The following is a 25,339-nucleotide window of genomic DNA, read 5'->3' as shown; positions in this document are numbered from 1 at the left end:
GCTCGGGACCGCCGTTGCCTCGGCGGTCCCGGGCGTTTTGGTGTGCTGCTGGCGTCAGGTGTTGCGGTGGTGTGGCCGGGGATCGGCACCGGTGCGGGCGCGGGTCTCGGTGAGGATCGCCCTCTTGTCGGGGTGGTCTCGTACGACGCTGCTCAGGGCGTGCCACCACACATCCGCGTACCTCTGCCGCTCTTCCAGGTCCCGCAGTTTCTCGGTGAGCTGGTCGAGGCGGGCGGCGAGCGAGTCGCACAGGCACTGTGCGTCGGGGTCCTGGATCCGGGCCATGCAGCCCGGTGCGAGACAGAGCGCGCCGTCGGGGTCGGTGAACCACTGGCAGCCCGCGGGGACGGTGTCCGGTGTGGTCGGGGCCGGGTTCTCGCGGGTGTTGGTTGTCATCCGTAGATCGCTTCCATGGCCTGCGCTTCGAGGTCGGCGCGGCCCTCGGGGTCGTCCTCCAGGTCCCGGTCGTCTTCCGGGTGGTGGACGGTGCAGCGCACGTCCGGATCGGTCATCAGCTCGCCGGTCAGGGCGCGCAGGAGGTCGGTGACGTTGTAGGCCGGGACCCATGCAGGGCCCTCGCACTCGTCGTCGGCGGGGCAGCCGACCAAGACGTCGAAGCCGACGTCGCCCTCGCCGTCGATGTCGTTGCGCTGGGCGAGGATGATGCGGTCCGCTCCGAGGCGGATCTCCGCAACGCGGTCGCCGCCGGCGAGCTGCGAGCCGTCGCGCCAGCGCCACATCGGCAGGATCTCGGGGCCGAAGGTGCGACGGACCAGGAGCAGGTCGCCCAGGCCCTCGCTGTCGTCCCAGCCGAGCTCCGCGCGCCGGGCGTCGCTGAGCGGCTGGAGCAACTCCTCCAAGCGGTAGAGGTGCTCCGCGACAACGACGTGGTCGAACCCTTCGGCGGGCAGGCCGGGGAGGGCGGCGACCATCGCGGCGTGCTGCGCGCGGACGACCTGCTCGGGAACGCGCCGGTTCGCGGGCCGGCCTTCCTGGCGCTCCACGCACACGGAGACCGGGGTCGGGACGACCAGGGCGACGGTCGGAACGCCGTGGCGGCGGGCAGTCGCGATCAGGTCGGCCCGCACGGACTTCCCGGTGTTCGTCGCGTCGACGACCGTCGTCTTCCGGCGCGCGAGGCGGGCCTCCAGGACGACCTGGAGCGCGGACACCGCGTCCCCGGTCGATTCCTGGCAACCCGCGTCATCGCTCACGAACGCCCGGAACTTGTCGAGTTCGAGGACCTGCGTGGCGGGCCAGGTGGAGGCCCAGGTCGACTTGCCCGAACCGGCCGCGCCGATCAGGCAGACCAACGAGGGCTCGGGGATCGTCGTGTCGACGGGCAGTGCGTTCTCCAGGCGGAACGGTTTCATGGGGCATCTCCTTGCGGGCGAGGTGTGAGGGCGGTCCGGATGAGCCGCTGCCCGCCCCGGTCGGGCGGGGCGGGCAGCGACCGGGCGTCAGTCCTGGCGGTGTCCGGGTCAGACCATGGCGCGGTATTCGGCGGTCATGTCCGCGAGCTCGCGCAGCAGGCCCGCGGCGCGGGCGACGAACACCTGCTGCTCCAGCCGTGTGCCGCCGTCCAGCTCCACGTCGAGCGCCTGGTCGAGCAGCCCGGCTGCGGTGCCCAGGTCGTCGGCTCCCGAGATGCCGACCTGGTCGAGGCGCTCTTCGGCTTCGCGGAGCTGGTCGATGAGGTCGGACCCGGTCTCGGCGAGGGGCTCCTCGGTGAGGTGCGCGAGGTTCGTAGCGTGCTGGGCGATCAGCTCAGCGATCGAGGTGGGGGGCGTGGTCGCCGTCTGGGCGAGGTGGTCGAGAGCGCGTTGCAGGAGAGGCCGGTGGGCGGCGTACAGGGTGCGCCCGGCGGCGGTGATCGTCGCGTCGAGCTGCTCGATGCTGACGAAGGGCCACCAGTTGGCGTCCAGCGCGTCGCTGGCGCCGATGGCGGTCACCGTGGTGGGGAGCTGGTAGAGCGCGGAGGTCGAGGACACCCAGGCGTGGTCCGTGTTGCGCCACTCGTCGACCAGGTCGACGCCGAGGATCACCGGGGTGTGGTCGCGCAGGTCGACGCGCGTCTCCTCACGGAGCTCCCTGACGAGCGCGGCCGGAGCGGTCTCGCCCGGATCCACCATCCCGCCGGGGATGGCCTCCACCTCGATGTCGGACCGGGTGATCAGCAGGACGCGGCGCTCCTGGCCGTAGCCCGCGACGACGATCGGGTCAGCGGCCTGGTTCTCGGCCCACTTGCCGAGGTTCCTGCCGGTGTGGCCGGTGCGCCCGTGCGGGTTCAGCGGCCGGCCCTGCCCGTCGAGCTGGTAGGGGACGAGCGCGTCGGCCTGGCGGCGGTCCCAGTCGCGTACGTCGGTCGGGCTGGGTGCGGCTTCGGCCCAGTCGGGCATCTGGTGGGCCAGAGCTGCGGGGAGCAGGGCGGGGGGCGTGACGTCGGTGGGCGTGTACTGCGGCCAGCTCACCGACCACGCGCGCAGCATGTCGGGGACGGCCCGGACGGTCGCGGTGGTCTTGCTCATGTGGGTTCCTCCGTCAGTTGGGTCAGGCGGCGACGGTCGGCGCGGCATCGAGGCGGACGCCGCGCAGCGCGTCGAGGACGTACGGGCTGAGCCGGGTCTGGTGTTGGGCGGCGACGGTGAGCTCGACGGCGCGGGAGCGGGCGTAGTCGACCGCGTCCTGACTGAAGTCGGCGGCGGCGAGGGTCCGTTCGACGGTGCTGGTGGCCAGTTGCTCGGCCCAGCGCTGGGCGGCGGACTCGCGGCTGGCGTAGGCGGTCATGTCGGCCGCGGTCTGGGCCCACTCCCCGCGGCCGATGTCCCGGGTGCCGCACAGGCGCCAGTTCCTGCGCCGTTCGCGCATGCCCTCGGGGTCGGCGTCCCAGTCGGCGGCCCACCGGGCGGCCCGCTCGGGGGTCTGCTCGTGGATGACGTCGAGGACCTCCCGGCCGCCGGCACCGAGCGCGGGCCAGGGGTCGGTCTCCTCCAGTACGCGGATCTGGTGGGAGAGCAGCCGGTAGGAGAAGTGCTGGTGGCTCCAGTTCCCGGCATCGCCGACCGGCTCCACGATCCAGAGCCGCACCGGCCAGATGGCGGGCCAGATGCCGGTGTCCTCCAGGACCTCGCCCACCCGCTTGACCATGCGGAAGTACGAGAAGGGGCTCTCGTCGAACCACTTGGTGCGGCAGGGGTTGGGGTGGTCGACGACCTGGCCGACGGCGTCGGGGAGGCTGACCGGCGTTCCGGCCTGGCGGGACAGTAGTGCTCGTCGGTGCTTCGGACGGGTGCGGGTCACCGGCGGGCGCCGGGGCGGGTGGTGAGCCAGGTGGTGACGGCGGCCGCGCCGATCCCGATCACGCGGTGGAGGGCGGGGTCTGTTAACTGCACTATCTGGTTGATCTGGTCGCCTCGGGGGCCGTGTTTGGTGAGCATGCTGGGATGCATGAGACTCCTTCGCTTCATCGAGATCTGATTGACGGGCGGGTACGGCTGCCGCGGGTCGGGGCTGTGGTCGCGGGTACGACACCGTCGCTGCCGTGGCTGGTGGTCGACGCCGCCGACCGTGAGATCGAGCCGGTCAGCGCCTACCTGCGGGACCGGATGCTCGGCGACGCCAGTACGGCGACCTGCCGGAGCTACGGCTACGACCTGCTGCGGTGGCATCGGGTGCTTTGGGCCCTGGACGTGGGATGGGGACAGGTCACCGAGGCCGAGACCGCCGCCCTGGTGGGCTGGCTGCGGCATGCCCGCAACCCTCAGCGCGAACGACGGCGCCCCGGCAGCCACCCGGCCGGGTCCGTGAACCCGAAGACGGGCAAGCCCACCCTGCGGGCCGGATACGCGCCGTCGACGATCGCCCACAACCTGACGGTGGTCCACGGCTTCTACGCCTTCCACCAGCCCTTCGGCCGCGGCCCGGTGGTCAACCCAGTCCCGGAGAGCGCGGCCCGGCGGGCCGCGCTGGCCCACCGTTCGCCGTTGGAGGTCCGCCACCAGCACCGGCGGGCCCGGTTGCGGCCGAAGGTGCCGGTCCGGCATCCGCGGTCTATCCCCGATGACCAGTGGGACGGGCTGTTCGCACAGATGAAGTGCGTCCGGGACAAGGCACTGTTGTCGAGCTACCTCGCCTCCGCCTCGCGGGCGTCCGAGCTGCTGGGAGTCGGCCTCGGAGACATCGAGTGGACCAAGGGCCAGCTCTGGGTGATCTCCAAGGGCACTCGGGCCCGGCAGCCGGTCCCGACCTCCCCGGAGGGCTTGGCCTACCTGGCCGCTTACCTGGAGGAGGACGGGCTGCCGCCGGAGGGGGCGCCGGTCTGGCGGACCCGCCGGGGCGAGCCCCGCCCGCTGACCTACTGGGCGGCACGCCGCGTCTTCCAGCGAGCCTGCGAGGTGCTCGGGGCGAACTGGACCCTGCACGACCTGCGCCACACCGCCGCGAAGCGGATGGCCCGGGACCCGGAGCTGAAGCTGCACGAAGTACAGACGATCTTGCGCCACGCGCACATCAGCACCACCGAGCTCTACACGGCCGTCGGCCTGGACGACCTGCTGGACAAGCTCGGGGCCTACTACGCCCGGCCGGTTCAGCCGGTGTCGTGGCCGACCCAGTACGCCGCAGACGACATTGAGGCGGTGTTCGGTGCCGGGCAGTGAGGTCGGAAACAGCATGCGACTGAAGGGCCCGACGACGAACCGGGTCCGCCGCCATGACGCCGAGGCGCCTGTCCTGGACGGCATTTACACGCCGACCGCGATCCTCCCGGCTCCGCCTCCGCCGCCGTCCCGGCCGCCCCGCTCGTTGGGTGACTTCAGCACAGCGCCGGCGGAGGACATCGCTAGCATTGCGGCTGATCACTTTTCCCAGTCCGAGGCCCTGAAATGGAAGCAGCGAGGCCATATGCGGGCCTTCCTTGGCCACCTCGCCAGCTTCCCCGGAGACACGTGGCAGGAGCGATGGGCAGCCTCCGGCCACAACGAGGGACGGCCCGTCGGGGATGCCGCCGGAGACAACAGGCCCCTGCGCATGAAGCTGAACTGCGCGGCCGGCCAGGCGTTCGCCCTGCGACTGGTGCGTCCCACCCTGCTGGGCTTCCGCAGCAACCGCTTCTCCCACTACTCGCCCTGGTTCCGCGGCGTCGCCCAGGACCCCTTGCTGGAGGAGTTCTGCCGACGGGCCGACCAGCTGCCCATGAGCCAGGCACGCCGGACCCGGACCAAGTTCGACGTCTGCTGCGCGTTGACCGTCTTCGGCATCGACCTGAAGGACCTGACCCCCGAAGCCCTGCTGCACTACGCCGTCGAGTCCCGCAAGCACGAGCTGGCCGGGGATACGACCAGCTTCGCCGGCACCCTGGCCTGGCCGATCCTCCACGAGATGGGCCACTTCCCCGCGTCGGCACCCCGCAGCCTGCGCGGCGCCGTCACCCGTGGGCAGGTCTCCGTCGAGGAAGCCGTCGACCGCCACCAGCTGCACAACGGCGAGATGAGAGACCTGCTGGTCGAGTACATCCGCCGCCGCTCGGCGAACCTGGACTACTCGACCCTGCGAGGGCTGACAAACCTCCTGGTCAGGACCTTCTGGAAACAGATCGAGAAGATCAACCCCGACCAGAAGGACCTGAAGCTGACGGAGGAGACGTTCACGCAGTGGAAGGAATGGCTGATGGTCCTGCCCGACGGCAAGCCACGGCTTGACGTCGACGGGCCACTGATGGCCGTCCGCGCGCTCTACCTCGACCTGCAAAGCTGGGCCGCCGCCGAGCCGGAACGCTGGGCGAAGTGGGTCGCCCCCTGCCCGATCCGCGACGCCGACCTGCGATGGTTCCAGGTCCGCCGACGCCGCCTGCAAGAACGCATGGCCAACCGCACCCGCGACCGCCAGCCCCTCCTGCCGATCCTCTCCAAGTACGTCAACGACAGATGGCACCGCCTGCGGACCCTGCTGGACGCTGCCCTCACGGTCGAGATCGGCGAGGAGTTCGCTGCCGAGGGCGTCACCTGGCTGCGCGTCTCGACCAAGGACCAGCGGCACAACCGCCCGCCGGTCCGCGCGGTCAACCGCGCCACCGGCGAACTGGTCCACGTCTCGCGGGACGAGGGTTATGCCTTCTGGCAGTGGGCCATCGTGGAGACCTTGCGGCTGGCGGGCCTGCGGGCCGAGGAGCTGATCGAGCTGACGCATCTCAGCGTCCGGCAGTACCAGCGGCCGAACGGCGAGGTCGTGGCTCTGCTTGTTGTCACTCCCTCGAAGAGCGACCGCGAACGGATCATCCCCATGTCCGCCGAGCTCTTCCACGTGGTCGCCCAGGTCATCCGGCGCCACCGCAACGAACACGGCACCGTCCCGGTCTGCGTCCGCTACGACAACCACGAGAGGACCTGGAGCGAACCGCTGCCCTACCTGTTCCAGAACTTCCACGGCGGCACTCAGCGCGGCATGGCCAGCATCACCGTCTGGCGCCTGATCGGCAGAGCATGCGACGAACTCGCACTGAAACACCCGCAGTTCAAGGACATCAGGTTCGCACCCCACGACTTCCGAAGGCTCTTCGCCACCGAGCTGGTCAACAACGGCCTGCCGATCCACATCGGCGCCGCTCTGCTCGGCCACCTAGATATCCGAACCACCCGCGGCTACGTCGCGGTCTTCAACGAGGACGTGATCAGCAACTACCACCAGTTCCTCGCCCGGCGCCGGGCCGAACGGCCGAAGGAGGAGTACCGGGACCCCACCCCGGAGGAGTGGACCGACTTCCAGGAGCACTTCGACAAGCGCCGCATCGAACTCGGCTCCTGCGGCCGACCCTACGGAACCCCCTGCGCACACGAGCACGCCTGCATCCGCTGCCCAATGCTCAGCATCAACCCCAAGATGCTGCCCCGCCTCAACGAGATCGAGGAGGACCTCCTGGCCCGCCGCAAGCGGGCCCTCGCCGAGGACTGGCAGGGCGAGATCAAAGAAATCGAATTGACGCTCAACTTCCTCCGCAGCAAACGCGAGCAGACCAGCCGCTTCCAGCGAGTCGAAACCGTTGACCTGGGACTTCCTCATCCCCGGCCCCCTCTCACAGAGCAGTGATCAGCAACGCGGAGACCAGCAGAGCGGTCTGATGCAGGGCCTGATCGGTCAAATACATGCCGTTCATCCCGCCCGCCTTGAGCTCCGCGAAGCCCTTCGACCCGCAGTGCTCCAGGAGCCACCTGACTGGCCACCGGCGATCGAAGAACGCATGCGTGACCGCCGAGACGGCGAACCCGGCCACCAGGCCGGGACATGAGAGCTCCAGCGGCAGAACGGCCCACACCAGAGCCACCAGCGCGATCATGACCAGGTGGTACTGGGCCACGTGAGCCAAGCACGCACCCCAGCCCCTCCGAGGGCTCACGCCGTCGGCGACATCCGTCGCCGACGGCGCACCCTTGTCCGCAGCCTGTCGGTCGGTCTGACCGATTACGTGATCCGCCAGGTTGTGCCCGACCGCGAGGACCGCCCACACCGCCCCGAACGTCGCCAGCGTCGCGACCTGTTCGATGCTCGTCACCGGGCACCCCCGACCACCACAGGCACGAGGCCGACCTGTCCGACCCGGCGCATACGCTGTCGCGTCGGAACTGAGATCTCGGAGCTGGAGGCGACATGTCGTTGACGTGGCTGGAGACGGAGGGCGGCCCGTTCATCGTGGTTCCACGCACCGCGCTGTCGCACTGGTCGGGAACGGAGGGCGACTACGACCGGGCCTGCGAGGTCATGGACCTCGTTGGCGTCCTCGAACTGCCGGACGGAGCCGAGGCGCTCGTCCTCGGGTACGAACCGCTCTCCACCGCCTACCTTCCCGAGCACCGAGTGCTCGTCCGCTGGTGCTACGCGGAGAGCGAGGAGGGCGTCGCTGAGATCATCCTGGCTGGGATTCCCACCGCCGAGTGGGACGCAGGACCCGTGCTGAGCACCACTGGCGAGCTGGTCATGTTCGACGCCGCCTACTTCGGCACTGAGGTCGGGACACTCACAGACAGCACCGTTCTCGAACTCGGCGCCGGCCGCTACCGGGTGGACTCGGCAAGCATCGAACCCGACCAGCTGACGTCCTTTCGCGTCCACCGATTCGTTGAGCTGACCTGACCCGACGTTGGTGCAGAGAACGTCCAGCTCCATCCACGCGCTGCCCGGCCCGTTCACCTCCCGGGTGAGCGCGCCCTTGTCGTCCATGCGGACCGCCTGGCAGTGCTCGATGTAGCCGGTCTTCTTGGTCATCTTCGCCAGCCACAGCAGCAGCGCGCCGCGGTCGATCGCGGCGTGCGTACCGGCGTTGATGGCCGCACCGGCGAGCAGGGCGGCCGGGGTGATCCGGTAGCCGAACGCCCGGGTGATGCCGATCGTCGCGGCCAGCTGCACGGCGGTGTAGGAGGCGACGTGGCAGGCGACGGCACGCCTGCCGAGGGTGCTGGTGGTCATGGTCGGCCGGGTGGAGTTCGGGGTGGCTGGGGTGCCGTCGGCGTGGACCAGGGCGGTGCCGTACTTCCGCTTCCGGGAGGCCGTCTTCGAGCCCTGCGCCCAGTGGTCACAGGCCGGATGCAGCTCGCCGAAGGTCGCTAGGAGAGTGCCGAAGAGGGCCAGGCGCTCGGTGGTGAGGCGGTGGGGCATGCTGGTAGGTCTCCTGATCTCGGATTCGGGTGATGGGAGCGGGGGCGGCCGGCTCTTTGCCGATGCTGCGGTCGGCCCCGTGTGCGGCTTCCGCCCCGGCCTGTGCGGCCGGGGCGGAAGCCGTTTCAGAACGGCGGTCCGTCCGACCGGTCCGGGATGGGCAGGAGCCGGATGTGGAGCTCGGGCCGCTCGGACCAGCAGCCGCACGCCTCCATCTCCGGGAACGGCCCGCCGGTCCACCAGCCGCCCGCGCCCCGGCAGTCGGGGCAGGAGCGGCGGGCGGCGGGGGTGAGGTGGATGCGGTGCCGGTCGGCGTACAGCCGCCAGCAGTTGGCCTTGAGGATGACGGCGGCCGCGGCGAGCGTGACGGGCACGGCGGCCGCGACCAAAAAAGCGGTCCGGGCGCGCACGGTCAGGGCCGGCCGAAGGGCTGGACGGTGAAGCGGGTGCCCTGCCCGTCGCTGGTGGGCGTCGCGGTGAGGAAGCCCGGTTCGGCCTGCGTGAGGGACTCCAGCAGCGCCTTGATCCAGGGGGTGGAGCGCTGAAGGTCGACGCGCAGCGCGTTGAAGTCGGAGAGGTGCACCAGGCGCGGGCTGGTGCCGTAGCGGTGGCGCCACAGCCGGGAGCGGACCAGTTCGACGGCCTCGGGGTCCTCGGGCCGGGCAGGCACACCACGCGGCATCGCCCGGCAGGCCGAGGCGTGCGTGTTGGCGGCCTTGGCGGCCTCCGCCTCCGACATCGGGCTGTCCGCGGTGCTCTCGCCCACGCGGTAGGTGCAGCCCAGGCAGGCGGCGGCGTAGTACGCGGTGCCCCGGTCGGCGTCGGCGGTGTAGACGACAACGGTCGCGCCCTCCAGCGCCCGGTAGCGCTGGGAGACGAGCGTTCCCTCCGGCGCCCAGGTCTCGGGGGCGGGAACGGGCGGGGAGGCGGGGACGGGGAGGGTGCGGGTGAACAGAGCCATGGTGATCTCCTTCGAGGGTTCGTTGATCAGGCGGCGAGCCGGTGCGTGACCGGCGCGGCGGTGAGGACGTAGGTACCGGGGGTCGGCTCGTATCCCTGGGCGCAGGGGTCACAGGAGCCCACGGTGTGCAAGGGGAGGCAGTCGCGACCTGGACGGGATCGCTCACCGTGCCGTCTCCGTCTGCGGGGTGATGAGCAGGCAGTTCGCGCGCGTCTCGATGCGGTCGACGTACTCGTCCAGGTCGAGGTCCTCGTTCGTGGAGAGGTCCTCGGCCGGGCGGGTCCAGTCGGTCAGGTCGGCGACCTCGCGGGCGGCGCGCAGGGCATCGTCCTCGGAGGGAAAAGCGGCCAGCACCCGCCCGGAGTGGTGGCCGAGCCGCCACGGGTTGGCCGCCCCGTCGCCTTCCTCGCGGTGCTCGACGGGCAGTTCGTAGACGTGCAGCCCGGGCACCGGCTCCACGGCCATCAGCGAGATCGTGATCGTGGCGCCCGCCCCGTTGAGCGCAATCTCGTACGGGGCGGCCGGAAGCGGGCAGGGGTCCGGGTCCACCTCGGGGTGCGTGAAGCGCACCGGCATGCCCAGGGCGCGGGCGTAGCGGATCTCGGAGCGGGTCGAGTCCCCGACGTAGTCGCCGACGACCAGGACCTCGTCGGCGAGGCGGATCCTCGCCCGGTGCAGCTCGCCCAGGTCGGCCTTGAGGCGTTCGGCCCGGGCGGGGTCGGCCCACAGGGGGTGGGGGTTCTCGAGGTCGCAGGCGGGCTTGACGACGATCCGCCCCGCGAAAGTCTCGCGCAGCTCCGCCTCGTTCATCTGCGCCATGAAGCGGGTGGAGCCGCAGATGGCGACGATGACCGGGATACCGAGGTCCCGCTTCGCAGCGGAGAGACGGTGTTCAGGGGTGCGCAACGGCAGGTGAGACATGGGGTGCTCCGTATGTGTTGGTCGCAGCGCGCGAGCGCGGCGACGGGCTGATCGGTCAGGGCCGGGGCCGGTCGGTGTCGGCCTCGGCGTGCCGCTCCTGGCGCTGGTCCACGGCCAGAGGGGCGGCCAGGGGCCGTCGAGCCGCCGTTCGGCGAGCGGGCTGGCCGGTCCTACGCACGGCCCCACCCGGGGCGGCGAAAGCGGAAGCGCTGAATGCCGGGCGGCCAGGCCGGCGGCTCGGCGGCATGTCGGCCAGCCCGCTCAGCGTTCCGGGCAGGGTCTCGGACGTAGGCAGCGAAGATGCCGATGCACTGGCCTGGCAGACTCGCTCGTATGCCCGAACAACTCGCCGGCGACGCAGCGCCGAACGATCCGATGCACGAGTACCTGACGCTGTACCCCGAGGTCGTCCAGGCGGGATCCTTGCAGAATGCCCTGCAAGTGGTGGCCGATCGTGCAGGCTACGGTCTTGCCGTCGAGCTGACATCCTCACCAGGCTGGCGCCAGGTGGCCGCACGGGTGGAAGCCGACGGCCACTCGGCGAATGTGCTGATGGCACAGAGCGAGCGCAGCTTCGTCGTCGACTGCTGGACCAACCGTGTCCGCATGGCCACCGGCAGCACCCCGGACTTGTCCGCGGTTGTCGGGGCGTTGCATTCGTGGCTGCAGGAACCCGGGGTCCGGGGACTCGTCGCCCAGTGGCCTTTCCTGCGGACCTGGGAGCTGGCCGAGGCCCATGAGCGTGGAGAGGCTGTTGCAGTGCGATGGCGCCAGCTACGCGAGGCCGCCGCGCGCAGGCCGGACACTGCGCTCCACGAGCTCGTCGAGGCCGCCTTCGAACAGCAGCGGCTTCGAGTCCTGTCGCCAGGGCGGAGCATGTACTGGGTCACTTTCAGCCGCCGGGCCGCGCCGCCCACCTGCCATGACCTGCCGGCGGCCATGCCGCTCAGAAATGGCGGCTACCAGGTGCGATTCCCCGACGGACGGCTGCAAGAGCTGGACAGTGCGGCAGAGGCCGTCGCGGCCATCATCGCGGGACTTCCGGACGATGCTGTCTCACGGCCTTGAAGTACAGCACCGCGTCCGCCAGCTCGAACAACTCGTCGCGCCGAGCGGTCAGGCACTCGTAGAAGTCTCCCCGGAAGCGTGACGCTTCCGCGAACGCTTCCCGCCGGACATTGTGGTGCAGCAGACGCACCCTCGCGGCCTTCGTCGTGGTCACGTGTACTCCTTGGTCGGAGCACATGATCACGCGAAGGCCGCCCCCCACGTCCGGCGAATCCCCAGGCGAGCGAACTCGTTCGAGACACCGTTCGACTTTGTGGCACCATGTGCGGCATGACGACCAACCGAAAGGTCCATGCCGCGTAGACGGCCAGGACGCATCCGGGCCGGGCGCCCGGACCGGCGGCAGTCACAGCGCTCAAGGCCAGCCATTGACCGCCTCTCCTCGCGAGCGCTGTCCGAGATCGTGCGCCTTGAATACAGCCGGAACTACCTCCAACCGGGGGACATCAGTGCGGCATTGCGCCTGTGGAAGGACTACGTTCACAGGCCCGCGCGCGAGCTCTGGCACGACGACGAGTTCGGCAACGTGCACTGGTACTGCTGCGGCAACCCTCTCGAAGGCCGTGCCCTACTCGACGGCGTGATCCGAGCAATGTCGCCTCGCGGAGCCCGCGAGCTCCGCAAGATCATCGAAGAGCTCGACGCCTTCATGGGCCCGCCCGACCCAGCCGGAGACCGCCGAAGATAAAGAACAAGCTGAGCCAGCGTCGGGATCCGCTTGGGTCCGGCCAGGTCGACCCGGAGCAGGAAGCCCCGGGTGGGGTGGCGGCACGACCACTGCGGGCGGGTGCCGCACAGTCGGCACCGCAGGATCGCGACCGGGCCCCGGTTGTCACCGGGGCTCAGCCCCATATCCCGCAGAGCACGCCGCGTGACGAGGCCCTCGGGCACGGTGCTGCGGTCGTACTCGGGCAGCATCGCGTCGCTGCGTGGCACCCGCGTCACCTCGCTGCGGCGGGTGCGCGGCATCACCGGCTCCAGGTACCGGGAAGCCGGCCGGGGCGCTGCGGGTAGCGGGTTCCGGGGCGCTGCGGGCGGGGCCGTCCGATCCGGCGACGCGGGCGGGGGATGAGCACGAAGAGCCTCCAGAGAGATCGATGTGGTGCGGGCGGGCGGTGACGTGGCCACCGAAGGCCCGGGACGGCCGGGCCAAGTACCGGCGGCCGCCCCGGGCGTTCAGTGGCCCGCAGTGCGCGCGGCAGGCAGCTGGGGCAGGACCCGGAAGCGGGGCGCCCGTGGGAGCGCGCGGTGATGTGACCAGCGGTCAGGGCGCTTCGTCGCCGGTCTCGTCCGGTCGGCAACCCAGAGCGACCTTCGAGGCCTTCCCGTCCTTGACCCGGTGGATCTGCCCCTTCTTCTCCAGCTTGTTCAGCACGTTGGCGAAGGTCGACTCCAGTACCCCGCTGGCGGCCAGCAGTTGGCCGCGCTCGACGTAGTCGATGTCGTCGGAGGTGATCTCGTCGCCCTCGTCGAGCATGCTCACGTACAAGGGGTCGGACTCGTCGCGGAGTGCGGCCAGGACCTTCTCCTCCGACGTCCGCTCCCTGGGCTTCGGGAGGTCGATGCCGGGGAACGAGGTCCCCGCCTCGCCCGTCCCGCCTTCGCCGTCCTTCTCCTCGAAGCCGGGGATCGGGGTCTGGGCCAGCTCCTCCATGTACGCCTCGTCGCCCCACCAGGGCACATCCACCGGGGCGGTGAGGTTCTCGGGCCGGATGTGCTCGGTGCCGTCCTCCAGGTTGTCGATCCGCATCATGCCCGCGCGGCCGCCCGGTGCGGCGACGTAGCCGAGACCGAAGGTGCGGCGCGGGTCGGACTCCTCGACGGTCGGGTCGTAGACCAGCGAGTCGTCCTCCTCCGCCCACACCGCCGGGATCAGGGAGGGGTCCAGGCCTTCGAAGCCCGGCGGGAGATCGCCGAGGTTCACCTGGTCGCTGTCGGTGCGCAGGATGATCCAGGTCCCGCCGGCCAGGAGGTTCGCCCGGATCGCCTGCTCGCTGCCGAGCTGGTCGAGGTTGACGGTCTGGTTGATCAGGACCCAGGGCATGCCCAGGGAGCGGGTCAGGGAGGCACCGTCCTTGACGATCTTCACGGCCTCCTTGCGGTTCGGTGCTCCCGGGGCCAGCATCTGAGCGGCTTCGTCCAGGATGGTGGCGCAGTACGGCCGCATCGCGGTGGGGACGAAGTTCTTCAGCTCCAGGCGGGCGGCCTCCTCGATCCGGTGCTGGAGGACCCACCAGGACAGCCGCATGGCCCCGAAAGCACCGAGGTTCGTCAGGCCGCTGTAGGCGGCCATCTTCGGGATCGCGGGGTTGCTGGCGCCCTTCGGGTCGCCGTAGATCTGGGCCATCCTGTTCGCGTGGTACGCGAGGCTGATCATCTGGGCGGTGCCGCCCTTGCCGGAGCCGGTCGTACCGGCGATCACGACGTGGAGGGCGCCGAGCTTCGGGTCGAACAGCTGGATCCGTGCGGGGAATCCGGAGGCGATCTTCCCGATGTTGACCCAGCCGCCGGGGGTGGCGATCAGGGAGTCCAGGCCGGGGAAGTCGTGGCCCGCCTCCAGCGGGTTGTGGTCCATGACGCGGATGATCGCGCGCCGAGGGTCGCGGCGTCCCGGCTCGTAGGAGACGAGGTCGATGGACCGGCGCAGCGCCCCGGCGAGCTCCCCGAGGTTGACGACGCGGGGGAGTGCGTCGAGGTCGTCGTCGGCGACGACGCGCGCCACCTGGCCGCCGGTGTTCACGTCCGCGCCGACCTCTTCCAGGTGGGTCTTCGGGAGGATCCGCGCCCTCACCCGCTTCCAGGCCCCTTCGAGGGTGGAGGGGTCGAGCTCGGCGCGCTGGGTGTACCAGACGGTGATGAGGGCCTCTCCGGAGTGCGTGCCGAACTTCAGGTTGATGTGGTCGACGGAGCGGCCGAAGAGGCTGGAGACGGACTCCTTGGAGACGTTCACGGAGTCGCCCAGGGCGGCGGTGATCCGCCCCTCCCAGCGGTCGGGGTAGATGACGACGTCGGAGAGGACCTGGTTGCGGTGGCGTCCCGTCTTCGGGTCGCTGATGACACGGCCCCAGGCCGCGATCATCTTGTCGGCGAGCGACACCGGGGCGGGGGCACCGCCGTTCGCCGGGCCGGATACGGCCGGTGCCGCCTGCCCCTGGACCGTGACCGTGTGGTGGCCGAAGACGCGGCGCAGGCGCCATCCGGTGAAGCCGACCGCGGCCCACCACCCCAGCGACAGGATCCCGGGAACGGTCACTGGATCCAGGAACCCGGCCATCAGTGCTTCGGACGCGTCGGCGCCGCCCAGCTGCCCCAGGGCCAGGCTCATCCCGGTGGTGATCGTGGAGATCCCCAGGGTGTCGCGGTGCGCCCGCGCGATGTCGATCCCGGGGAGCTGGGAGGCCCAGCGGCCGAGCCGGTTCATGTAGTTGGCGCCGGTGAACGTGGCACCGGCCAGGAACCCGGCTCCGGCGTAGGCCGCGGCGCTCGGGTCGAGGAGGGGGGCGAGGAGGCCCACCCCGACGGGGAGAGCGATCTGGAGTGCTGCGGCGGCCCGCTCCGCCGGCTCCGCGTTCGGCACCGTCCTGGTGAGGGTGGGCGTGGACATGAGGGAGTCTCCTGTCTGAGTTCTGGGTGGTGCACAGGGGCGCGGCCGGCCCGGAGTGATGTGGTCCCCGGGCCGGCCGCGCCGGTGGTGGGTGGTGCTATTCCTGCTCGAACCAGTCGCGTGAGACCTTCTCCAGGCCGTCGACGTCGGAGCGGTCGTACGCTTCCTGGAACCCGGCGTGGGTGGTGCGGGCCTGGTCACCGGCTGCTTTCGCGGCCTTCGCGGTGTCGGCGGTCCGCGATGCGTAGGTGATCGCGCCGTCCGACACCCCGCGGATGATCTTCGCGAGTTCCTGGCACTCGGACAGGGAGTCGCGGTCGACGCTCTTGGCTCCGAGCGCGTCCGCGTCGGAGGCGGTGTCGTCGGCGAGCTCCTTGATGTTCTCCGCGGCCTTCTTGACGCCCTCGGCGTTTCTGGCCAGGGCCTTCTCCTTGGCTTCGGTCTTCCGGACGAGGGCCTTGTACGTCAGTTCCGCCATGATCGGCTCTCCTTCTGGTCCTACGCGGCGGTCGCGTAGGAGCCCTTGTCGTTGTAGAACCGGAGCTCGGCGGGCTTCGTCTCGTCGCTGTCCACCACGGCCTTGTACAGCGGCGCGTACCGGGTACCGATGTTGGTCAGGACGACCCGGCACATCTCCGCCGCGCGCTGCGCGCGCTTGCGGAGCTCGGCGGCCTCCGTCGCCTGGGCCTTCGCGCTGTCGGCGAGCCGCGACAGCTTCGCGGCGAGCTTCTCCCCGCCCTTGACGGCCTTCGCCTGCTCGGCGAGCTGCTGGCAGTCCCTCGACTCGTCCTCCGCGGCGGCCTCCAGCGACTTGCACGCGTCGGCCACCTTCACGAGGTGGTTCTCCTTGGCCTCCAGCTTCCGTTCGTACTGCTTGAAGTTCCGCAGCTCCTTCCGGCTGACCGCCCCGGCTGCGCCGTCCGTGCCCAGGGTCAGCGTGTTGGGGTCGATCTCCTTGACCAGGAGGGGCTTCACGTCGGTGCTCATGCCGTCGTCCTTCTCATCCGGCGGGGCGATGACGAGCGTCTGACCATCGGGTCCGGCGACCTTCGTCCCCTGCTGCTGCGGGTCGTCCTTCTTCGGGTCCTGCTGCTTCGCCTTGTGCTGGTCGTGGGCCTTGTCGAGTCGGGCGTGCTCCTTGCCGTTCTCCTCGCGCTTGTCCTGGTAGCCGTCCTTCGCGCCCTTCGCGTACGCCTGCACGTGGTCGACCACGTTCCGGACCGCGGAGCCGTCGCCGTGCCCCGTCTCCCGCGACCGCTGCAGCGGCGTCCGGCTCTCCGTACCGGTCGAGCTACCGCCGGCGGGACCGCCGCCGTTGGCGCCCGTGCCGGACTTGCCGGTGCCGCCGCTGGAGCCGGACTTACCGCCGCTCCCCGCAGAGCCCGAACCCGGGCTACTGCCGCCGCGCTTCTCCAGGTCGGCCTTCGGGCTCTGGTCCTTGCCGTCCTTGGTCTTCGAGTCGGGGGAGCGACCGCCGGATGAGCCGCCCGATCCCGATCCGCCGCCGGTTCCGGAAGCCCCGGACTTTCCGTTCCCCCCGGACTTTCCGTTGCCGCCATCCTTTCCGCTGGCTCCGGAATTCCCCGCAGAACCGCCCCCCTTTCCCTTACCCGCCGATTCCTCCGGCTTTTGAGCACCAGAATTCCTGGGCGAAGCACCGCCGGAATTCTTGGGCGAAGGACCGCCGGAATTACCGCCAGATCCGCGCCCCTTTCCGGATTCACCGCCACCGTTCGAACCGGAAGAGCCACGACCGCCGGAGCCGTTGCCACTATTGGATCCGACAGAGCCCCGCCCTCCACTTCCGGATCCGGCACCGCTTCCGCCACGCCCGGCACCTACGGGGCCGCTTCCGCCGGAATTCCTACCCGAACCACCAGTGTTTTTCCCGGTAGATACCTGACCTCCGCCTCTGGTCCCTCCGGAACTGCTTCGGGTGGGCATTCCGGAGGACTTCATGACCGTGGTGGTCCGGGTTTCCTTCACCTGATGTGCGGCAGCCTGCGCCTTTGCCACGTCGAGCCGCTTGTTGGCCGCTCCGCCGCCTTTCGCCCAACGGGTGGCCCCTGCGCGAAGCAGCGTTTTGATCACGCCCTCCTTGTGCCGGGCGCCGGCTGCGTCGGAGTCGGCGCCGACGAGGTCCTCCGGTGCCTTGACCGCGGCGCTGGTGTAGCCGGGGGAGGAGCGGTCCACCGCGCCGTCGGGGTCTGCCTTCGCGGCCGGGTCGTCACCCTCAGGCCGGGCCCCGGCCCCGGGCGCGGTAACGGGCCGGGCCGGTTCCACCGCGGCCATCAGGGCGGCCATGATGCCGGTGTCTCCGGCCGGTGCCGGGACGCTGCCGGCGGCGGCCGGGGCGGGCAGATCAGGGGGCCCGGCGGGGAGCGGGGGCGCCGTGTCGGTCGCCATCTCTTCCTCACATTCTGTGATCATTGATGGTTCCTCACTCCTTACCTCCCAGCGGAGAACAGCCGTTCAAAGGCCCTCAGGGGTATGGTTGCGGCTTTCTCCGCCAGGAAGGAAGGAGTAATGAATCACCGTGAGTGACTAGGCGTCGGCCTTCTTGCCCTTGCGTGCGAACACCGCGAGGGCAAGGGCGCCGCCGGCGACGAGACCGAGCAGGGCGGGGGAGTTGACCCCGCCGCCGCCCCCCGCGTCCCCTTCGCCGCTCGTGTCGCGGGCACTGCTGGCAGCCGCCATGCCGGAGCCGTCGGTCTCGTACTGCCGCTTGCAGTCCGCCACGACCGCGCTCTTCGACGGGGTGCCGTACTTCTTGTGGACCACGGCGAAGGTGTCCTTCACGCACTGGTCCAGGGCCGCCTGGACCTTGGCGGCGGAGCTGGACGCGGCCTCCATGTCGGCGACCGCCTTGTCGTTCCGGATCTTCATTTCCTCCAGCTCCAGTCGCTTCATCTGGAGCTGGAGCGCGGCCGCCTCCTTCTCGTCCTTTGCGACAGCGGCGCAATGAGCCTGGAACCAGATGGCGCCGCTGCCGACGATCGCGACCGAGACCACCGCGACCGCGACCTTTCCACGGCGAGTCAGACCGGCCTTCTTGCGATTCTCCACCGGGGTGCCGTACGGCCCTTCATCGGCATACGGAGAGGTGTCCGGATTACTGTTTCCGAAGTTCATTCCGGCCGCCATTCCGGCCTGAATTCCTTCGAAAGCTCTCTCTTCTTCCGGTGTCATTTCAGTCTCCGTTCTTTCGTGCCATGTCAGAGGCTGCGGAAATCGTAGCCTCCACACCCCGGAAGGTGTTGTGGGAGAGGTCGTTCCATTCCCAGAACCGCATAGTCACGCCTTGGCGGGACAGCTGGCTCTGGAGGTAATTCACGGCCTTTCCACGGTCGATCGCGGTCACATGCCCGGTGGATTCCAGAAAGGTCTGGGCACCTCTAATGCACATGCGTCCGGTGGGGGAGAAATCGAAGGCCTGGCACCAGCCATAGCGGGTGAGGACCTCGATCACCTGGGTCAGGTGGAACGACGGCTTCAACGGGCGCGGCTCCTGCCAGAGCCCCAGGTCAGCCATAGCGGACCGGACACTGCGGGGGATCATCCGCTGTCCCCAGGTCGGGGGCTCGGGTGCCCAGATCTCCAGGGCCTGCGGGATCACGGCGGGCGGTGCTGGCGGGGACTCCGGCGGGGCCGTCGTGCGGGTGAAGCGCCCCGACGCCGGGGCGGCCCCGCTCGTCGTGGGTGCCATGTGCGCTCCTTCCGTACTTCGGTGGGGGAAGCCGAAAGCCCCGCTCAACGGGGCCTTCGCGCCTGATCGGTTCGGGCGGCGGTGTCCGTACGCGGATCGGGCACCTTCGTCTGCCACCAGGACTTCGTCAGAGGTGCTGGTGGCAGGTGAAGAAGCCGGATCCCGGGGACGTGCGGAAGTACCCCGGGGACGGGACGGATCTGCTGTACTCGGTGGCGGTGAGGGCCAGCCCGGTTGCTGCGGGCTGGCCCTCACTGGTGCCCCGGATTGTTGCGAAATTGCTGGTCAGCGGCGCTTCCGGGGCCGCAGGCGGGGGTGGCACCACCAGCAGTCGGGGCCGTGGTCGTGCAGTGTGCGGGAGTGGACCAGGCCGAACGGGGTGGCCACGATCAACGCGATGGTGATCAGCACGAAGATCATGCCGATCACGTACTCCAGGTTGCTCATAGGTTCCTCTCATCTCGTGGTGTCAGGTGAGGTACTTGTCCGCGTCTTCGGGCCGCAGCAGGCCTGCCTTCGAGAGCAGCCGGATGGCGCGGTCCTGGTTGACGGAGAGGGTTGTACGGACGCGACTGATGTTGACGAAGCCGTCCGGCTCGCGGGCCAGGGTCTGTACGAGCGGGAGCAGTTCGCCGTCGGTACGGGCGGGGGTCGCCGTACCGGTACGCCCGCCGGTGGTGCTCGCGGTGGTACGCGGGCGGCTGCCCGCCGTACCGGTACGGGCGGTCGGGACACCGTCGGCCGGCGTCGTGCGGGCGGTGACCGTACCGGTACGGGTACGGCCCTTGTACGCGGCGGCGCTGGTACGTCCCGAGCGGTCCGTACCAGTGCGCGCCGCCCCGTTCCGGGTGCCCTGTACGCCGCTTGTACGGTCGCCGTACGCGCTGGTCACACCCGCATTCGCCCCGCCGGGGCCGGTGTGGTGCGAGGTGCCGTCCACAGGTTCCGTACCAGCTGCGCCGTGGGCGGTGCGAGCAGTCGCTGTACCGGTCGCCCCGTTGTACAAGTCCGTACCGGCGCGGCTTGTACGGGCGTCCGGCGAAGCGGCATGCCCGTCTGTCCAGGCGTCCGTACCGGTACGCCGGTCCGTCCCAGCAGCCGCGTCCGTACCAGCCTCTGCTGCTGTACCGGTACGGCCGCCCGTCGCGGTCGCCGCGTCCGTACCACCGTGTCCGTCCGTACCGGTGTCGTCGTGCATGAGCGCGTGGACGCGCCAGATGACGGCGACGAAGATCAGTACGACGAACGTCGTCAGCTGCCACGGGGCCGACTCGCCCTCTGGTACGAGGTGGGCCTGCTCCGAGAGGTGGTACACGACGTTGGCCGACGCCATGAGGACGAGCGCCGCCGGGATGTCCCGCTTGGCGCGGAACGCCGTGACGCAGTAGACGTCGATGCTGACCGGCAGCAGCGGCGCGACGTACTCGCTGATGCCGACCATGCGGGCCAGCTCGTACTCACCGGAGGCGGCGAGGCCGACGCCGGCGGCGAGCGCGACCCACGGGGCGCCCTTCCACGCCTTCGCGCTGAAGTTCTGCTGCCAGCCACGCCGGCGGGAGCTGGCCTTCTGCGCCTCGCGGGCTTCCTCCAGCATCCGGCGGGCGCGGGACTGATCGGCCTCGGCCCGGTCGGTGATGCCCTTGGCCTTACGCTCGGCTTCCGCGGTGATGCGGGCGGCCTCGGTCTGGGCGGCCGCCCGCAGCTGCACGGCGACGGTCTTGGCCTCGTCGCGCAGGCGCTCGCGCTGCTTGTCGCACGCTGCCTTGAGCCCCGCGAGTTCACCGGCCAGTGCCGTGCGCTTCTCGGCGGCCGCGGTGTCGAACTGGTCGGTGAGCTCGCGCAGCTTCTCGCGCAGTTCAGTGCGGGCGGCCTCCACCTCGGTGTGCGCGGCGGCCACGTGGGCATCGGCCTCGCGGCGTCGCTCATCGGCCGCCGCGACGGCACCGGTGTAGAGCTGCTCCGCCTCGGCCCGGCGGCCGTCGTACTGCTCGGCCGCCGTCGCCGCGAGCCGGGCGAACCGCTCGCGGGCCTGCTCGACCTCCCGCTGCGCCGCGGCGACCAGCTCGTCGGCCTGCTCCTGAGCGCGGGCCAGAATCGCACCGGCGTCGGTGCGGCGCTGGTCGACCAGCGCGCTGATCTCGGCGAGGTCGGCCTGCGCCAGGCGCCGCAGCTCGGAAACCGCCGTCGCGGTCGCCTCGCGTTCCGTGGCGGCCAGCTCGGCGAGCTCGCCGACCTGAGTACGGGCCTCGCTCACCAACTGCTCAGCACGGGTCTGCGCCTGAGCCAGCAGCCGGTCGGCCTCGCCGCGCGCTGCCTCCAGGTCGGCCTGCGCAGCCGCTCGCTGGATGGATACGTCCCTGCCCGCGTTGACGAGGGTGTCGTCGGCGCGGGTCTGCGCCTCGGCCATCATCACGGTGACCTGCTCGTGCGTGTCGTTGATGGTGCGCGCGGCCGCGCTCTCGACCTCCGCCTGGAGCACGGCGGCCTGCTCGCGGGCGGTCTCGATGATGTCGGCGGCCCGGTCGCGGGCGTCCGCGACCCGGGCCGGCGCCTCGACGTGCACCTCCGCCGGACCGGTCGGCGCGGGTACCTCGGCTGTCGGAGCGGCCGGGGCTGGAGCGAGGGTCTGGGGGGCGGTGGTCTTGCGGGCCCGGTTCGGCTTGCGCCGGGCGGGCTTCGGGCGGGCGGCGGTTGCCACGGGGAACTCCTTCGCGAGGGCCGAACACACCGGTCGGCCCCGCCGTGGTGCTGGCGGGGCCGACCGGTGTGCGGTGAAAGGTGAGGGTCAGGCGGCCCGCGCGGGCACGACGGCCGGGCCATAGGTGCGGGCGAGGACGGCGGCGGCGGCGAGGAGGCCGAAGACCTCTTCGACCTTCCGGGCGGGGTGCTGGTCCCAGATGACGCTATCGGCGAAGGGCGCCCCGGTCAGAGCTCGGATGAGGAGCTCGAAGATGCTGCGCAGAGCCAGCCGGGTGTCGGTGCTGAACCGGCTGCCAGGGTCGGTGTTCACCGCGTAGGTCAAGGCGTCGTTGATGCCGCGGCCGGCCTTGTAGGAGGGGTTCCAGCCTGCGGTGCGCAGGTAGTCGGCGGCGGCCTCGGCGTGAGCGGCGATCTGCTCGCCGGTCATCGGCATCCCGCTGGCGCCCCAGAAGAGCCAGTCGCTGTAGCTGTCGTTCAGCTCCCAGGCGCGCTCGATCAGCGAGGCCGGGGTGGAGAGCGGGGTGGAGGCCGCGATCGTTCCGGCGACGAACGCCTCGATGTCCCGGACGAACTCGTGCCCGGTCCGCTCCAGGTCCTGCGGGGTACGGCGGTGCAGCTCGAACATGGTGAGTCCTCACGGTCGATGGCTCCGGACTGTCCGGCTCCCCTTCACCGCCCGAACCGGGCCGCCCGATGGGGTGGGCGGTCGGGTCGGCCGGATCGGGCAACCGCCAGGCCGGCCGTCACCAGCCCTTGAGGAAGGCTTCGTAGGCGGGCCAGCCGAGCCGGGCAGCCTCCGCGTGCTGCCGGGCGTCCTGCGCGCCGCGCCGGTGGATACCGGCGGCGATGGTGCGGCCCTTGCGGGCCAGCTCGTCGGCCAGACGCTGCTGCCCGGCCGCCGACGCCTGCCACGCGTCGGCCTCGGCCTGCATCTCACGGTGGGTATAGGGCAGCGGGGGCGGCGGGGCGATGTCCCCGATCACCTGGTAGCTGTCCAGGGTGGCGGGGCTCCAGGTGGCGGGGTCGCCGTGCTGGTCACGGAAGGCGTCGGTCGTGAGCGTGAGCGTGCGCGTCATTGCGTACTCCTCAGCAAGGTCGGGTCAGCAGACGGATGGAGCGGCCGGGCTGTCCGGCTCCCCTCGGCCCGGCCCGGCCCGTACCGGCACAGGGCCGGGACGGGCAGGGGAGGAAGCAGGCAGACCGTCAGGCCGCCCGCCGGCGGGGCGGGCGGAGGCAGGTAGCGGCGTGCTCCTCAGCGAACTCCGGGGTCACTCGGAGCGTGTAGGCGTACTCGCCGCAGCCGGTGCAGTCGCTGCTCAGGGAGCCGTCGGAGTCCTGGTAGACGTGCACGTCGGTCCCGGCCCCGGTCGGGATGCTGGCCAGGAGCACCGGGGCGGGCGGGGACACGTACGCCTCTTCCGCCGCAGCGGCAGCAGCGAAGGCGGCGATGGAGGTGACGGTGGCGGGCGAAGGGGCGGGCGCGAACGTGAGGATGGAGAGGCAGGTCATGGCGTGCCCTTCTTGGCGCGTAAACGGGTGAGGTAGTCGTCCTGGAGCCGGGCGAACTCGCTGAACAGGCGGCGGCCGGTGGCGCAGCGGGCGGTCGGCGAGCACGTGGTGCAGGTGGCGTCGTGCTCGCGGACGGCCGCTGCTGCGGCCATGTAGAGGTCGTACAAGCTGCGCTTCTTGCCGGGGACCGTCACGCAGCGGCCGTCTGCTTCTTGAGGCGGAGGCGAGCGGCCCGCCGCTGGATCCGGCGCCGTTCCTCTTCGTCGGTGCCGCCCAGGACACCGTCCTGCTGGCCGGTTTCCAGGGCCCAGTCCAGGCAGGTCTCCATGACCGGGCAGCGGCGGCACACGGCCTTGGCCTCCTCCGCCTGGACGACGGCCGGGCCGGTGGTGCCGATCGGGAAGAACAGCTCTGGGTCCTCTTCCCGGCACGCGGCGGCGATCCGCCAGTTGGTGTTGACCGGCAGGTTGGAGGAGGGGGCGTAGACGGCGTTGCCGATGGTGTTCTGCATCAAGGGCTCCGGAGGTTGTGCGGCGAACAGCACGGAGCGTCTGCTCCCGGGCTGCTCGCCGTGTTGGCGGGGTGGATGTCCGTCACGCGGTGGCCGGCCTCCCACGCCCTGGCGGCCGCCGTGGAGGCGGCCGCCAGGAGCGCGAGGGTGAGCGGGTGGGCCAGGCCGTGCGCGGTGAGGGCCCGGACCGCGAGGTGCTGCGCGGTCCGGGCGGCGCGTATGAGCACCACTACTTCGGGCGGGACTCGGAGCGCTTGTTGGCCTCGCCGACCTTGCGCGAGAGGTCGTCACGGTCCTGCTTGTCGGAGAGGTCCTTGCACTCCGGCCTGGTCGCGGTGACGCCGGGCGGGCAGTCGTGCCCGCCGCAGTTCCACCGCTCGCAGAGCGGGCACTGACCCATCACCGGCCGGTGCAGGATCAGCACCGGCTGCCGGACATAGCCGGGGGCCACCTCCTGAAGCGTGCGCCGCGCCCGGCGGCCGGCCACGGCCGCACGGTAGTCGCCCTCGGCCACCAACTGCTCCACGAGCACACGGAAGCAGCGTTCGGTCTCGTCCCGCTCGTAGCCGCGGCCGTCATCGCCGCTCCGGTCGTCCAGGGCGCCGATCTCGTCAGCCATGCCCGCACGGGGGGCCAGCGCGGTCAGCAGCTGCGAAACGCCGGTGCAGGTGCAGGCCTCCATGATCAGCTGGCAGGTCGGGCAGACACTGTTCGCAGAGGTGGAGATCGTTCGTGTCATGCTGTGCATCAGGTCCTCCAGTCAGGTCCTGGACAGCCCCGGGGGTGCGATCCCTGGGGCTGTCGCCGTTCACTCCCCAGTGAGGGGAGTCGACTGCTGTACGAGCAGCCGAGGCCCCGGCCGACCCGAGTGATCGGGTCGGCCGGGGCCTCGGTCGTTCGTCGCAAGGTCAGGCGGGCAGAGCCGCCGTGGTCTTCCGCTGCGCGTACTGCTTGCCCAGCTCGGCCTGCCGCCGGTCGAAGGTCTCGAAGTCGTACGGCTCCGTCGGCACGCAGGGGACCTCGGCCTGGGCGGGCGCCTCGGTCCGGGCGGGCGGAACGGGAACGACCGCACGGCGGGTGTCGGCATCCTGCACCGCCGGGAGTACGGCGGCCCACCCGGCCTCGCGCTTCCGAGCGGCCGCGCGACCGCCCCGCTGGCGCTCCTGGTGCTTCAGCTGCTCGCGGGCGATCGCGCAGGACGCCTGGGTCTCAGCGGCGCGGACCTCTAGGGCGCGGCCCGTCTCGCACCGTCCGCCAGCTGTGCAGCGGGAGCAGGCGGCGCGGTGCTGGTCGACGGCGTGGCGGGCGTGCTCAAGCAGCGGGAGCAGGCGGTGCAGGGTCGGCGTGCCCTGCGGTCCTCGGTCAGCGAGGCGGTAGATCGGGGTGGGCGGCTGCGCCAGCGGCTTGTAGTGCTGGCGGGCGGAGCGGCGGCCTGTTGCCGTGCTGTCGGCGGCGAGCATCCTCTCGCCCCACTGCTCGACGCTGATGTCCATGTCGATCAGCTGCGCGCTGCCGGGGCAGCGGGGAGCGCGGCCGCCGCAGACCTCTCGGTCCAGGTGGTGGGTTTTGATCATCTTGCGGTAGAGCGGGTGCCACGAGTCGCAGTCGGGACAGACGATCGACTGGCGCTCGCCCTCGCGGAGGTTGAGGTTCTGGGGCGGGATCTCGCTCGCCTTGAGGGCGGGCCGACGGCTGGGACGCATCAGGAACTCC

28 protein-coding genes and 1 pseudogene are annotated in these 25,339 nt (G+C 70.8%); 4 read left to right on the top strand and 25 right to left on the bottom strand.

Features of this window, described 5'->3' with window-relative positions; genetic code table 11:
• Positions 1-54: 54 nt before the first annotated feature.
• The 5 genes from OG245_RS37600 to OG245_RS37580 all read right to left on the bottom strand — a co-directional run bounded on the left by OG245_RS37600 (position 55) and on the right by OG245_RS37580 (position 3,449).
• A complete protein-coding gene (locus OG245_RS37600; RefSeq protein WP_331728649.1) occupies positions 55-396 on the bottom strand; it encodes a hypothetical protein in 342 nt (113 codons plus the stop codon).
• On the bottom strand, positions 393-1,373 hold the full coding sequence (locus tag OG245_RS37595) for an ATP-binding protein (RefSeq protein WP_331745351.1): 981 nt from the start codon (positions 1,371-1,373) through the stop codon (positions 393-395). The genes OG245_RS37600 and OG245_RS37595 overlap by 4 nt, the downstream gene beginning before the upstream one ends.
• Positions 1,374-1,481: 108 nt before the next feature.
• Complete coding sequence (locus tag OG245_RS37590; RefSeq protein WP_331745349.1) at positions 1,482-2,528, bottom strand: NUDIX domain-containing protein; 1,047 nt, start codon at positions 2,526-2,528, stop codon at positions 1,482-1,484.
• A 22-nt stretch (positions 2,529-2,550) separates the two neighbouring features.
• Positions 2,551-3,300 carry a hypothetical protein gene (locus tag OG245_RS37585; protein WP_331745346.1) on the bottom strand — a complete coding sequence of 250 codons (750 nt, stop codon included), beginning with the start codon at positions 3,298-3,300 and terminating at the stop codon, positions 2,551-2,553.
• Positions 3,297-3,449, bottom strand: coding sequence for a hypothetical protein (locus OG245_RS37580; RefSeq protein WP_331761842.1), 153 nt, complete (start codon positions 3,447-3,449; stop codon positions 3,297-3,299). Before OG245_RS37580 ends, OG245_RS37585 begins: the two co-directional genes overlap by 4 nt.
• Before the next feature lie 63 nt (positions 3,450-3,512).
• On the opposite strand from OG245_RS37580, the gene OG245_RS37575 reads away from it, so the two are divergent.
• Complete coding sequence (locus tag OG245_RS37575) at positions 3,513-4,658, top strand: tyrosine-type recombinase/integrase (protein ID WP_371628117.1); 1,146 nt, start codon at positions 3,513-3,515, stop codon at positions 4,656-4,658.
• Positions 4,659-5,028: 370 nt separating this feature from the next.
• A complete protein-coding gene (locus tag OG245_RS37570) occupies positions 5,029-7,083 on the top strand; it encodes a tyrosine-type recombinase/integrase (RefSeq protein ID WP_371628116.1) in 2,055 nt (684 codons plus the stop codon).
• Here OG245_RS37570 and OG245_RS37565 read toward each other — a convergent pair.
• Positions 7,070-7,546 (bottom strand): hypothetical protein, encoded by a 477-nt coding sequence (locus tag OG245_RS37565; RefSeq protein WP_266429966.1) that lies wholly within the window; start codon positions 7,544-7,546, stop codon positions 7,070-7,072. The two genes, OG245_RS37570 and OG245_RS37565, sit on opposite strands and share 14 nt — an antisense overlap.
• A gap of 95 nt (positions 7,547-7,641) precedes the next feature.
• Here OG245_RS37565 and OG245_RS37560 point away from each other — a divergent pair, with 95 nt between their 5' ends.
• Entirely contained in the window at positions 7,642-8,124 is a 483-nt protein-coding gene (locus tag OG245_RS37560; RefSeq protein WP_097963367.1) for an Imm21 family immunity protein, read from the top strand.
• Between the two features lie 647 nt (positions 8,125-8,771).
• Here the strand turns inward: OG245_RS37560 and OG245_RS37555 are convergent.
• The 3 genes and pseudogenes from OG245_RS37555 to OG245_RS37545 all read right to left on the bottom strand — a co-directional run.
• On the bottom strand, positions 8,772-9,056 hold the full coding sequence (locus OG245_RS37555) for a hypothetical protein (protein ID WP_371628115.1): 285 nt from the start codon (positions 9,054-9,056) through the stop codon (positions 8,772-8,774).
• 2 nt (positions 9,057-9,058) lie between these two features.
• A complete protein-coding gene (locus OG245_RS37550) occupies positions 9,059-9,607 on the bottom strand; it encodes a hypothetical protein (protein ID WP_331745326.1) in 549 nt (182 codons plus the stop codon).
• Positions 9,608-10,144: 537 nt separating this feature from the next.
• Positions 10,145-10,528 (bottom strand): annotated as a pseudogene (locus tag OG245_RS37545) (hypothetical protein); the annotation flags it as partial.
• 333 nt (positions 10,529-10,861) lie between these two features.
• On the opposite strand from OG245_RS37545, the gene OG245_RS37540 reads away from it, so the two are divergent.
• Positions 10,862-11,596 (top strand): DUF6193 family natural product biosynthesis protein, encoded by a 735-nt coding sequence (locus OG245_RS37540; RefSeq protein WP_331745322.1) that lies wholly within the window; start codon positions 10,862-10,864, stop codon positions 11,594-11,596.
• On the opposite strand, the gene OG245_RS37535 is transcribed toward OG245_RS37540, so the two are convergent.
• The 16 genes from OG245_RS37535 to OG245_RS37460 form a co-directional block, all read right to left on the bottom strand.
• A complete protein-coding gene (locus OG245_RS37535) occupies positions 11,556-11,750 on the bottom strand; it encodes a hypothetical protein (RefSeq protein ID WP_371628127.1) in 195 nt (64 codons plus the stop codon). The two genes, OG245_RS37540 and OG245_RS37535, sit on opposite strands and share 41 nt — an antisense overlap.
• A gap of 1,110 nt (positions 11,751-12,860) precedes the next feature.
• Positions 12,861-15,200 (bottom strand): hypothetical protein, encoded by a 2,340-nt coding sequence (locus OG245_RS37530; protein ID WP_331745318.1) that lies wholly within the window; start codon positions 15,198-15,200, stop codon positions 12,861-12,863.
• Between the two features lie 97 nt (positions 15,201-15,297).
• The gene (locus OG245_RS37525) at positions 15,298-15,678 is read right to left on the bottom strand and encodes a hypothetical protein (protein WP_331745316.1); all 381 of its coding nucleotides are present in this window, start codon (positions 15,676-15,678) and stop codon (positions 15,298-15,300) included.
• 20 nt (positions 15,679-15,698) lie between these two features.
• Positions 15,699-16,412, bottom strand: coding sequence for a hypothetical protein (locus tag OG245_RS37520; protein ID WP_371628114.1), 714 nt, complete (start codon positions 16,410-16,412; stop codon positions 15,699-15,701).
• A gap of 1,332 nt (positions 16,413-17,744) precedes the next feature.
• Positions 17,745-18,266: a hypothetical protein gene (locus tag OG245_RS37515; RefSeq protein WP_371628113.1), complete on the bottom strand. Its 522-nt coding sequence runs from the start codon at positions 18,264-18,266 to the stop codon at positions 17,745-17,747.
• A 124-nt stretch (positions 18,267-18,390) separates the two neighbouring features.
• A complete protein-coding gene (locus OG245_RS37510; protein ID WP_371628112.1) occupies positions 18,391-18,906 on the bottom strand; it encodes a hypothetical protein in 516 nt (171 codons plus the stop codon).
• A gap of 285 nt (positions 18,907-19,191) precedes the next feature.
• On the bottom strand, positions 19,192-19,353 hold the full coding sequence (locus OG245_RS37505; protein WP_331745307.1) for a hypothetical protein: 162 nt from the start codon (positions 19,351-19,353) through the stop codon (positions 19,192-19,194).
• A gap of 22 nt (positions 19,354-19,375) precedes the next feature.
• Positions 19,376-21,604, bottom strand: coding sequence for a hypothetical protein (locus OG245_RS37500; RefSeq protein WP_371628111.1), 2,229 nt, complete (start codon positions 21,602-21,604; stop codon positions 19,376-19,378).
• An 87-nt stretch (positions 21,605-21,691) separates the two neighbouring features.
• Entirely contained in the window at positions 21,692-22,231 is a 540-nt protein-coding gene (locus tag OG245_RS37495; RefSeq protein WP_331745303.1) for a hypothetical protein, read from the bottom strand.
• Positions 22,232-22,349: 118 nt separating this feature from the next.
• A complete protein-coding gene (locus OG245_RS37490) occupies positions 22,350-22,682 on the bottom strand; it encodes a hypothetical protein (RefSeq protein WP_331745301.1) in 333 nt (110 codons plus the stop codon).
• Positions 22,683-22,809: 127 nt separating this feature from the next.
• Positions 22,810-23,115, bottom strand: coding sequence for a hypothetical protein (locus OG245_RS37485; RefSeq protein ID WP_331745299.1), 306 nt, complete (start codon positions 23,113-23,115; stop codon positions 22,810-22,812).
• Positions 23,112-23,267, bottom strand: coding sequence for a hypothetical protein (locus OG245_RS37480; RefSeq protein WP_371628110.1), 156 nt, complete (start codon positions 23,265-23,267; stop codon positions 23,112-23,114). Before OG245_RS37480 ends, OG245_RS37485 begins: the two co-directional genes overlap by 4 nt.
• A 38-nt stretch (positions 23,268-23,305) precedes the next feature.
• Positions 23,306-23,626 carry a WhiB family transcriptional regulator gene (locus OG245_RS37475; RefSeq protein WP_331745294.1) on the bottom strand — a complete coding sequence of 107 codons (321 nt, stop codon included), beginning with the start codon at positions 23,624-23,626 and terminating at the stop codon, positions 23,306-23,308.
• Positions 23,626-23,853, bottom strand: a complete 228-nt coding sequence (locus OG245_RS37470; protein ID WP_371628109.1) for a hypothetical protein — start codon at positions 23,851-23,853, stop codon at positions 23,626-23,628. Before OG245_RS37470 ends, OG245_RS37475 begins: the two co-directional genes overlap by 1 nt.
• A 2-nt stretch (positions 23,854-23,855) precedes the next feature.
• Positions 23,856-24,365, bottom strand: coding sequence for a hypothetical protein (locus OG245_RS37465; protein WP_371628108.1), 510 nt, complete (start codon positions 24,363-24,365; stop codon positions 23,856-23,858).
• Between the two features lie 169 nt (positions 24,366-24,534).
• Complete coding sequence (locus OG245_RS37460) at positions 24,535-25,329, bottom strand: hypothetical protein (RefSeq protein WP_371628107.1); 795 nt, start codon at positions 25,327-25,329, stop codon at positions 24,535-24,537.
• Positions 25,330-25,339 lie beyond the last annotated feature (10 nt).

The organism is Streptomyces sp. NBC_01116 (assembly GCF_041435495.1).
Classification (GTDB): Bacteria; Actinomycetota; Actinomycetes; order Streptomycetales; family Streptomycetaceae; genus Streptomyces.
The sequence above is the reverse complement of the archived record's forward strand: the minus strand, read 5'-3'. Positions and strand labels throughout refer to the sequence as shown.

Bases quoted from the DNA above. Each gene is read 5' to 3' on its own strand.
- OG245_RS37600 (WP_331728649.1), bottom strand. From the start codon at position 396: ATGACAACCAACACCCGCGAGAACCCGGCCCCGACCACACCGGACACC.
- OG245_RS37595 (WP_331745351.1), bottom strand. From the start codon at position 1,373: ATGAAACCGTTCCGCCTGGAGAACGCACTGCCCGTCGACACGACGATC.
- OG245_RS37590 (WP_331745349.1), bottom strand. From the start codon at position 2,528: ATGAGCAAGACCACCGCGACCGTCCGGGCCGTCCCCGACATGCTGCGC.
- OG245_RS37580 (WP_331761842.1), bottom strand. From the start codon at position 3,449: ATGCATCCCAGCATGCTCACCAAACACGGCCCCCGAGGCGACCAGATC.
- OG245_RS37570 (WP_371628116.1), top strand. From the start codon at position 5,029: ATGAAGCTGAACTGCGCGGCCGGCCAGGCGTTCGCCCTGCGACTGGTG.
- OG245_RS37560 (WP_097963367.1), top strand. From the start codon at position 7,642: ATGTCGTTGACGTGGCTGGAGACGGAGGGCGGCCCGTTCATCGTGGTT.
- OG245_RS37550 (WP_331745326.1), bottom strand. From the start codon at position 9,607: ATGGCTCTGTTCACCCGCACCCTCCCCGTCCCCGCCTCCCCGCCCGTT.
- OG245_RS37540 (WP_331745322.1), top strand. From the start codon at position 10,862: ATGCCCGAACAACTCGCCGGCGACGCAGCGCCGAACGATCCGATGCAC.
- OG245_RS37530 (WP_331745318.1), bottom strand. From the start codon at position 15,200: ATGTCCACGCCCACCCTCACCAGGACGGTGCCGAACGCGGAGCCGGCG.
- OG245_RS37525 (WP_331745316.1), bottom strand. From the start codon at position 15,678: ATGGCGGAACTGACGTACAAGGCCCTCGTCCGGAAGACCGAAGCCAAG.
- OG245_RS37510 (WP_371628112.1), bottom strand. From the start codon at position 18,906: ATGGCACCCACGACGAGCGGGGCCGCCCCGGCGTCGGGGCGCTTCACC.
- OG245_RS37505 (WP_331745307.1), bottom strand. From the start codon at position 19,353: ATGAGCAACCTGGAGTACGTGATCGGCATGATCTTCGTGCTGATCACC.
- OG245_RS37495 (WP_331745303.1), bottom strand. From the start codon at position 22,231: ATGTTCGAGCTGCACCGCCGTACCCCGCAGGACCTGGAGCGGACCGGG.
- OG245_RS37490 (WP_331745301.1), bottom strand. From the start codon at position 22,682: ATGACGCGCACGCTCACGCTCACGACCGACGCCTTCCGTGACCAGCAC.
- OG245_RS37485 (WP_331745299.1), bottom strand. From the start codon at position 23,115: ATGACCTGCCTCTCCATCCTCACGTTCGCGCCCGCCCCTTCGCCCGCC.
- OG245_RS37480 (WP_371628110.1), bottom strand. From the start codon at position 23,267: ATGGCCGCAGCAGCGGCCGTCCGCGAGCACGACGCCACCTGCACCACG.
- OG245_RS37475 (WP_331745294.1), bottom strand. From the start codon at position 23,626: ATGCAGAACACCATCGGCAACGCCGTCTACGCCCCCTCCTCCAACCTG.
- OG245_RS37465 (WP_371628108.1), bottom strand. From the start codon at position 24,365: ATGACACGAACGATCTCCACCTCTGCGAACAGTGTCTGCCCGACCTGC.
- OG245_RS37460 (WP_371628107.1), bottom strand. From the start codon at position 25,329: ATGCGTCCCAGCCGTCGGCCCGCCCTCAAGGCGAGCGAGATCCCGCCC.